The organism is Neobacillus drentensis NBRC 102427, from assembly GCF_001591445.1.
GTDB classification, from domain to species: Bacteria; Bacillota; Bacilli; order Bacillales; family Cytobacillaceae; genus Neobacillus; species Neobacillus drentensis.
Map to the genome: position 1 here is coordinate 26711 of NZ_BCUX01000054.1, position 7223 is coordinate 33933.

The 7223-nt window shown below is 37.6% G+C and carries 7 protein-coding genes; 2 read left to right on the plus strand and 5 right to left on the minus strand.

What is annotated here, in order from left to right:
* Positions 1–13: 13 nt before the first annotated feature.
* From BDR01S_RS20280 to BDR01S_RS20290, 3 genes are all read right to left on the minus strand, one after another.
* Positions 14–1339, minus strand: coding sequence for an NAD(P)-dependent oxidoreductase (locus BDR01S_RS20280; RefSeq protein WP_066260043.1), 1326 nt, complete (start codon positions 1337–1339; stop codon positions 14–16).
* Between the two features lie 550 nt (positions 1340–1889).
* Positions 1890–2696: a uroporphyrinogen-III synthase gene (locus tag BDR01S_RS20285; RefSeq protein WP_066255005.1), complete on the minus strand. Its 807-nt coding sequence runs from the start codon at positions 2694–2696 to the stop codon at positions 1890–1892.
* 22 nt (positions 2697–2718) lie between these two features.
* Positions 2719–3396: an oxidoreductase gene (locus BDR01S_RS20290; protein WP_066255009.1), complete on the minus strand. Its 678-nt coding sequence runs from the start codon at positions 3394–3396 to the stop codon at positions 2719–2721.
* Positions 3397–3480: 84 nt separating this feature from the next.
* On the opposite strand from BDR01S_RS20290, the gene BDR01S_RS20295 reads away from it, so the two are divergent.
* Positions 3481–3780, plus strand: a complete 300-nt coding sequence (locus tag BDR01S_RS20295; protein WP_066255012.1) for a hypothetical protein — start codon at positions 3481–3483, stop codon at positions 3778–3780.
* A 37-nt stretch (positions 3781–3817) separates the two neighbouring features.
* Here the strand turns inward: BDR01S_RS20295 and BDR01S_RS20300 are convergent, their stop codons facing one another.
* Together BDR01S_RS20300 and BDR01S_RS20305 are read right to left on the minus strand one after the other, a co-directional pair.
* Positions 3818–4420: a branched-chain amino acid aminotransferase gene (locus BDR01S_RS20300; protein ID WP_066255015.1), complete on the minus strand. Its 603-nt coding sequence runs from the start codon at positions 4418–4420 to the stop codon at positions 3818–3820.
* Positions 4421–4546: 126 nt separating this feature from the next.
* Positions 4547–6088 (minus strand): DHA2 family efflux MFS transporter permease subunit, encoded by a 1542-nt coding sequence (locus BDR01S_RS20305; RefSeq protein WP_066255017.1) that lies wholly within the window; start codon positions 6086–6088, stop codon positions 4547–4549.
* Between the two features lie 185 nt (positions 6089–6273).
* On the opposite strand from BDR01S_RS20305, the gene BDR01S_RS20310 reads away from it, so the two are divergent.
* On the plus strand, positions 6274–7185 hold the full coding sequence (locus BDR01S_RS20310) for a TetR/AcrR family transcriptional regulator (RefSeq protein WP_066255020.1): 912 nt from the start codon (positions 6274–6276) through the stop codon (positions 7183–7185).
* The last annotated feature ends 38 nt before the right edge of the window (positions 7186–7223 follow it).

Here is a 7223-nt window from a genome sequence, read left to right on the forward strand (position 1 = left end):
TCCAAATAAGAAGTTAATTTGCTGTTCCGACAACAGAATAGTGCTTATGGATTGCATGAGCTACATCTTTTCCTTGTTGGGCAGCGGTAACGACCATCGCATCCCCATTCCCTTTACCAAACACAACGTCGCCACAAGCAAACACTTTTGGATTGGAAGTTTGGAACGTTTCCGGGTCCACTTTGACCACACCACGATCATTTGTGAGGCCAAACTCTTCAATTAACTTCAAGTGTCTAGTTTGACCAATCGCTTTTACCACAGCGTCAACTGGCGGAATATATTCGGACCCTTCAATGGCAACAGGTCTGCGCCGTCCATCCTTTTCAGGTTCACCCAGCTTCATTTTGATACATTCAATTCCAGTGACTTTCCCCGCATCATCGCCTATTATCCTTTTTGGTGCTGTTAACCAGCGGAACTCCACGCCGTCTTGTTTGGCAAATTCATATTCGAAATCATAGGCAGTCATTTCTTCTTCTGTTCTCCGGTATAAGATTTTAACGTTTTCAGCTCCTAAACGAACCGAGCAGGTTGCACCATCAATCGCTGTATTCCCGGCACCAATGACAACAACTCGTTTCCCAATAAACGCTTCGGATAACTGACCGCTTTTTGTTGCCTTGACCAACTCAATCGCATCATAGACACCTTCTAGGTTTTCACCTTCGACACCAAGGTTAGGAACATGAGCCATCCCTACTGCTAAGACAACATAATCGAAATTTTCAGTAATTTCTTCTACTAAAATATCCCTGCCCACCATTGTGTTGGTTCTGATATTTACATTCAATTTCTCGACCTGCTCTACTTCCCAGTAAGAAATTTTTTGTGGCAATCGGAAAGAGACAATTCCATACGTATTTAAGCCGCCCGCTTTCTCGGATCCTTCAAATATCGTAACCTCGTAACCTAATCTTGCCAGTTCCCTTGCTGCTGATAGTCCAGCTGGACCACCGCCGATGATAGCAACTGACCGTCCATTCGCTTGACCAGGTTGGAAAAGTGTTTGTCCATTCTTCATTGCCCAGTCAGTAGCATATCGTTGTAAATTGCCAATCATGATTGGCTTGGTTGAGTGATAAAGGACACAAGCTCCTTCACATAGTTCATCGGTTGGACAAACCCTTGAGCAACTTGCACCGACAGGATTGGATGACATGATTGTTTTAGCGGATCCTAATAAGTTACCTGAGGCAATTTTTTTAATAAAGGTTGGAATATCAATTCCTGTTGGACAGGCCTTTATACACGGAGCATCATAGCAATAGAGGCATCGATTGGATTCTTCAACAGCTTCTTGATTAGTCAAGCCCTGCTCCACCTCTTGAAAGTTCATTTCAAGATTAGCTAAGGAAATACGTTGAATTTTTTCATTCGCCAAAGAGAAACCCTCCTTTTTATATGAATGGTTTATTTACTTAAGTGAAATGTAAGCGCTTTATAAATAGGAAACTATCAAAAAGGGAACCAGCTCCTTTAGCCTAATAATGAATTTCGCGGAAAATTATGCATCTTATTTTATTTTACAGACTGATTTTAGGTATTTCATCTTACATTCTGTAAATAGATACAACCATTTGATAAACCATTATGTAAAAAGTTAATGTTTCCTAAGAATATAAGACCTCAGGGGAGCGATGTTGTTAGTTGAATTGGAATAGAATGGAATTAAATCTACGGTTGTTAGAGGGTTACCTTCTTGCACACTTTTCAGAATTCTTTTTTAATTTAACATAATCATACCAAAAAAACTGTAAAAATATATCGAATTGTCAAATTACCTTACATGATAATTGAAAAAACTTCTCGACAATTTCTACGAATTGGGAGGGGATGAAATAAATGAAAAAAGTGTACCAACCGTTTAGAAGGTACACTTGAAATGATTAACTTTGATAATATTTTGCCAATTGGACAACCATTGCACCCATTCTTTCATTTTCAGGAACCACGACCCGTTTAATTCCTTCTTCCTTTAACGCTGCCTCGGTCACTTTTCCAACTGCAACTGCTACAACCCTTTCATTAAACAAAGCAATAAGATCTGTATAAATTTTATGTTCTCTTGCAAAGTCAAAAAGTGATCGGACCTGGGTGGCGGTTGTAAAGCATACAGCGTCATAATCATTTGTCTGAAGTTCCTTGCACAATATGGCAACAGTCTCGTTCTCAGGAGCAATATGCTGATATGGAAGTATCTTCTGCACTGTTGCACCACGATCTTCAAGAAATTTTGTTAACAGCGGTGCTGTTTCCCCGTGTAGCTGCAGCATTACTCTTTTACCAGAGAAATCAATGTTTTCGAATGCTTGTACTAATCCTTTGGTTGTGCCATCTTCAGCAACCACGATCGGTTTAAGTTCATATTTTTTTAATGCAGACAGTGTCTTGTATCCTCTGGATGCTACTTTTGCTTCACGTATTTTCATTAAATATGAATCTCCCAATCCAAGCTTTTCTGCAATATTGACAAGTGCCTCAAAACCAATCCCAGTCGTGAAAATCACCCAATCGGCACCTGTTTGCACAAATTCGAGTAAATCAGGTTCCACTTCCTTGTCTGCAAAAAATACAGTTCCTTGGAGGGTTCGGACGACAGGTGCGCCTCCCTGTTTTTCGATTAATGTACTTATTTCGTCTAATTTGCGCGAACCGCAGATAACAACTCGTTTTCCTGTTAAACTATTCTCCATTGCACTTACCTCTCAACTCGTATTAATTATTTTCTTTGGCAATTCGTTCAATCTCATGTGAAGGATAAATGTTCACTCCACTTTTACCAGTTCGGGCCATTGATGCCATTGCTGCCGCGACGTTTTTTGCTTCAATCGCTTTAAAAGGCCGTAATGGGCCGACCATAATTAAATTTAATAAAATACTAGCTTTTTCTGCAATTTTTTCACCGAAACGAAACTCATCGCGCTTCCCTAACAATAATGATGGTCTGAAAATATGAATAGATGGTATAGTTAACTTACTAATAGATTCCTCGACTTCACCTTTGACTTGATTATAAAAAATCCTTGATTTCGGATTTGAACCCATCGCTGTAATTATGAGAAATTTCTCTGCTCCACTTTCACATGCCATTTTTGCTGCCTCAACTGGATATTCATAGTCAACTTTTCGAAAGGCTTTTTTGCTTTTTGCCTTTTTAATGGTCGTCCCTAAACAACAAAAAACATCTGTTACCTGAAATAATTCTTTGTATGTATGAAGTTGCTCAAAATCAACGACATGTACTTCACATGTGTAATTGTTACTTGTAATTGGTCTTCTTACTAATAAATGTATTTTTTCATAATTTTTTTGTTGAAGGAGGAGTTTTCCTAACTCATTACCTACTAATCCGCTAGCACCTAGAATAAGTGCCGTTTTTTTTGTGTTTTTCAAAGCTAATCCCCTTTCTTTTTTTGTTGAAATATTTTCTCGTTGGACATACTTAAAAGTGTGAATTTTTTTTAAGGAGGAGCTTAGATGCCTGACGATTTCCAATTTAGTAATTTTATTAATGAGGTTTCAATACAAACGAAGATGGAGAATGTGTGGAGCAATACTTGTAGGTCATGGCAGAATTGCAATGAAGACACAATCCAAGCATTTTTAGCCCAATGCCTCGATTATAATATTGATCCACAGTATTGCATGAGCTGGGTCGAACAGCATAAGGATGAAATACCTAACTGGGCACAGGTATCTGAAACCTCACTTGGATGGGTAAATGAGCATACATCAACAGGTTCTGCGATATCAATATCAGATCAGGATTTTAGTTGATTTTAGGGAGGGGTGACCCTCCCTAATAATTTAAAACTTACTTACGTTCCCCTTCTACTGCTTCCACCAACTGAAATAAAAAGCGATATATAAGCTGGAACGCTTCACCGACAGTGATCTCTTCTTGAAATCCTTCGACATAATTTAATGCAAAGTTTAAATTCCATAATCCATCTTCAAGGCTGAACATTAAATCAAACTTCGCTTCATCCCCGTGTAAGAGGCTATTTAAATTTTCTTTTAACGTTTTTTCAAACTTCTTTTGCAACTTTAACCCTAACATGACGTCATACGTCCCGAAAACATCGTCAGCTTCTACAGAAATTGCCTCAACACCAATTAGATCAAACCAAATGGATTCTAAATAAATAAACTCATTTTTATGCTTTTTCAAGTAATCAAGCCTCTGAGCCAAAAATGAAGAGGACTCGTTCTTAATCATATTTTCTGTTTCTTTATCACAACGCTCAATATAGGCGTCAGCAAAGCGCGTGCTCGGGTCCTTTTCCGAAAATTGGACATTTTCTCCTAGATTGTTTTTTTCAACATACTCTTTTTCTTCTTTAAAAATAGTAATACTCTTCCCGTTTGGGCTATTTTGTTGTTCGGTTATGTAATGTTTGATTTGGTCTTTTAACATCAGAATATCCTCCTATGATTCACTTATCTGCTTTAATTTTGAGTGTTTATTAGTAAAAAAGCAAATCTGATAATGTTTTTTGTAAAAAAAAGCGGTGACTGTAAAAGTCACCGCTCCAAGTACTAATTAATTTTCTGCTAATTTCGTTTTTACCTTATGGGTGCTAGAAGGTTTTACTTCACCAGGGTCTTCTGCTTGTTTAGCACGTTTAATAAATAAAGCAAGCACCAAAGCAAGACCGGCGATAAAGACGCTGACAAAGAATGCATCATTAATACCTTCCAACATGGCTTTCATTTGAATATCATGCTGCATTTTCAATTGCATCGCTTCCGTTATTTTTACAGACGGATTAGGTACAACCTTTTTAGCAGCTTCAATCAGTTCAGTTGCATGTGTTTTGGCCCGTGTTGTCATCACCGTTACCAACAATGCCGTACCAATCGCACCAGATACCTGCGACATCGTATTGTTCATCGCGGTACCGTGTGGATAAAAACGTGCCGGTAACTGGTTTAAACCATTGGTCGTAACTGGCATATTTACCATTGACATCCCGAACATGCGAATCGTATATAAAATAATTAAATGTGTATAGGTGGTTTCAAGTGTTAATTTACTAAATAAATAACTTGTTATTACAGTAATTGCTAAACCAATGATTGCTAAAGCACGTCCGCCGAATTTATCAAATAATTTACCCGTAACAGGCATCATGATCGCCATCAGGATCGCCCCCGGCAATAACAATAAGCCCGCATCCATTGGTGAAATCCCACGAATATTTTGGACATAGATAGGTAGAAGAAGCATCCCTGAAAACATCGCCATTGTAACTATCATGGATATTGCAGATGATAAAGCAAACATTGGATATTTATAAATCCGGAAGTTAAGAAGTGGCCGTTCTTGTCTTAATTGACGCAATATAAATGTTACCAATGAAATAATCCCAACAGCAAGCGTCCCATAAACCTGCGGACTATCCCATCCTTCCTTACCGGCTGAACTGAATCCATAAAGTATTCCGCCGAAACCTACGCTTGATAACACTACAGATAAGAAATCAAGTCGAATATCAACTTTATCTTTTTTATCTTTAAGTAAGAAAAATCCAAGCAATACGATGAGAATTGCGATTGGCGTGACAAAATGGAAGAGCATTCTCCAGTCATAGTGTTCAATAATCCATCCCGATAAAGTCGGTCCAATAGCTGGGGCAAACATTAACACTAAACCAAAAACCCCCATTGCCATTCCACGTTTTTCGACTGGAAAACTGGTTAACATAACATTCATTAACAACGGCATCATAATCGCTGATCCGGAGGCCTGAATCATCCGCCCGGATAATAATAATGGAAAGGCATGAGCAAAGCCGGCTAATACAGTTCCTAGAGTAAATAAAAGCATGGCTGCCAGGAATAATTGGCGGACAGAAAATTTTTGAATTAAGTATGCTGATAATGGAATCAGAATTCCATTTACTAGCATAAAACCAGTTATCAACCATTGACCAGTTGATGGGTCAATTTTTAAGTCGTTCATAATCGAAGGCAGTGCAATATTTAATAATGTGTTATTTAAAAATGCAATAAAAGCTCCGATAATCAGTATGGCAAGAACGCCATACGGTGGTTTGTTAGTCTTTTTTATCGTTTGATCCATTTAATTTCCCCCTATAACATATGTTCAAATTTTTATACCCCAATTTCACACTTACATAATAATATACGCTCAGTTCAATTTTTGCAATTAAAAAATTCTACAAATATATGGGTTTGTAAAGAAGACTGAAATAAGTTAGTATTATATTATACAGTAAGTACAAATTCAGGCTAAAGGTGATATTTATGTACAATCGGAAACAAAATGTCATTAAGATGGCTCACCAGCTATTTATCGAAAAAGGTTACCAAGCAACGTCCATCCAGGACATTTTAGATTATAGCGGGATATCGAAGGGAACATTTTATAATTATTTTTCATCAAAAAACGAATTATTAATCGGTATTTATAAAACAATTTACAAACAGCTTGAAAAAGACAGAAATGATTTACTGATTGGCAGAAATCCTGCTGATATCGATATCTTTATCAAACAACTAGAACTGCAGATGATATCGAATAGAAAAAATAAGTTAATCGCCCTCTATGAAGAAGTTCTGGCTTCGAATGATGCTGACCTTAAACAATACGTCCAAAATGCTCGGTTGAAATCATTGCATTGGTATTTCAGTCGGTTCATCGATATTTTCGGCGAAGAAAAGAAACCGTACCTGTTAGATTGTGCGATTATGTTTCAGGGAATCATTCAACATAATCTTCAATATAATCGGATGGCTAATGAATCAGGCGAAAAAATCAGCCGCGTAGTTGGTTATAGTGTGGCACGATTGGTGAAGTTGGTGGAAGAGGTTGCTGAATCCGGTAATCAATTACATGAACCTACCCTTATAGAAAAATGGCTGCCCAGCTGTCGAAAAAATGATAATGGCTTTAAAAACCAATTGCTTCAACTGACTGGGACTATAAGGAAAGCGGTTACGAAGAACATACAGGATGAATCTGAAAAGGAGAAACATCTTGAATTAGTAGACTTTATCCAAGAAGAACTGTTGCATAGGAGTACACCAAGAAAATATTTGATCGAAAGTGCCCTTTCTACCATGAAAGCAAATTCGATTTGGAAAATCGACAATTCGCCGTTAGAATCACTGATCGAGGATTATTTCAAACAATTAGAAGAAATTGAGTCAAATTAACCCCTAACGGTAGATGATTAGGGGTTTTACTTGTGAGA

Coding starts and splice junctions, on each gene's coding strand:
- BDR01S_RS20285 (WP_066255005.1), bottom strand. CDS start 2,696: ATGGAGAATAGTTTAACAGGAAAACGAGTTGTTATCTGCGGTTCGCGC.
- BDR01S_RS20310 (WP_066255020.1), top strand. CDS start 6,274: ATGTACAATCGGAAACAAAATGTCATTAAGATGGCTCACCAGCTATTT.
- BDR01S_RS20280 (WP_066260043.1), bottom strand. CDS start 1,339: ATGAACTTTCAAGAGGTGGAGCAGGGCTTGACTAATCAAGAAGCTGTT.
- BDR01S_RS20295 (WP_066255012.1), top strand. CDS start 3,481: ATGCCTGACGATTTCCAATTTAGTAATTTTATTAATGAGGTTTCAATA.
- BDR01S_RS20300 (WP_066255015.1), bottom strand. CDS start 4,420: ATGTTAAAAGACCAAATCAAACATTACATAACCGAACAACAAAATAGC.
- BDR01S_RS20305 (WP_066255017.1), bottom strand. CDS start 6,088: ATGGATCAAACGATAAAAAAGACTAACAAACCACCGTATGGCGTTCTT.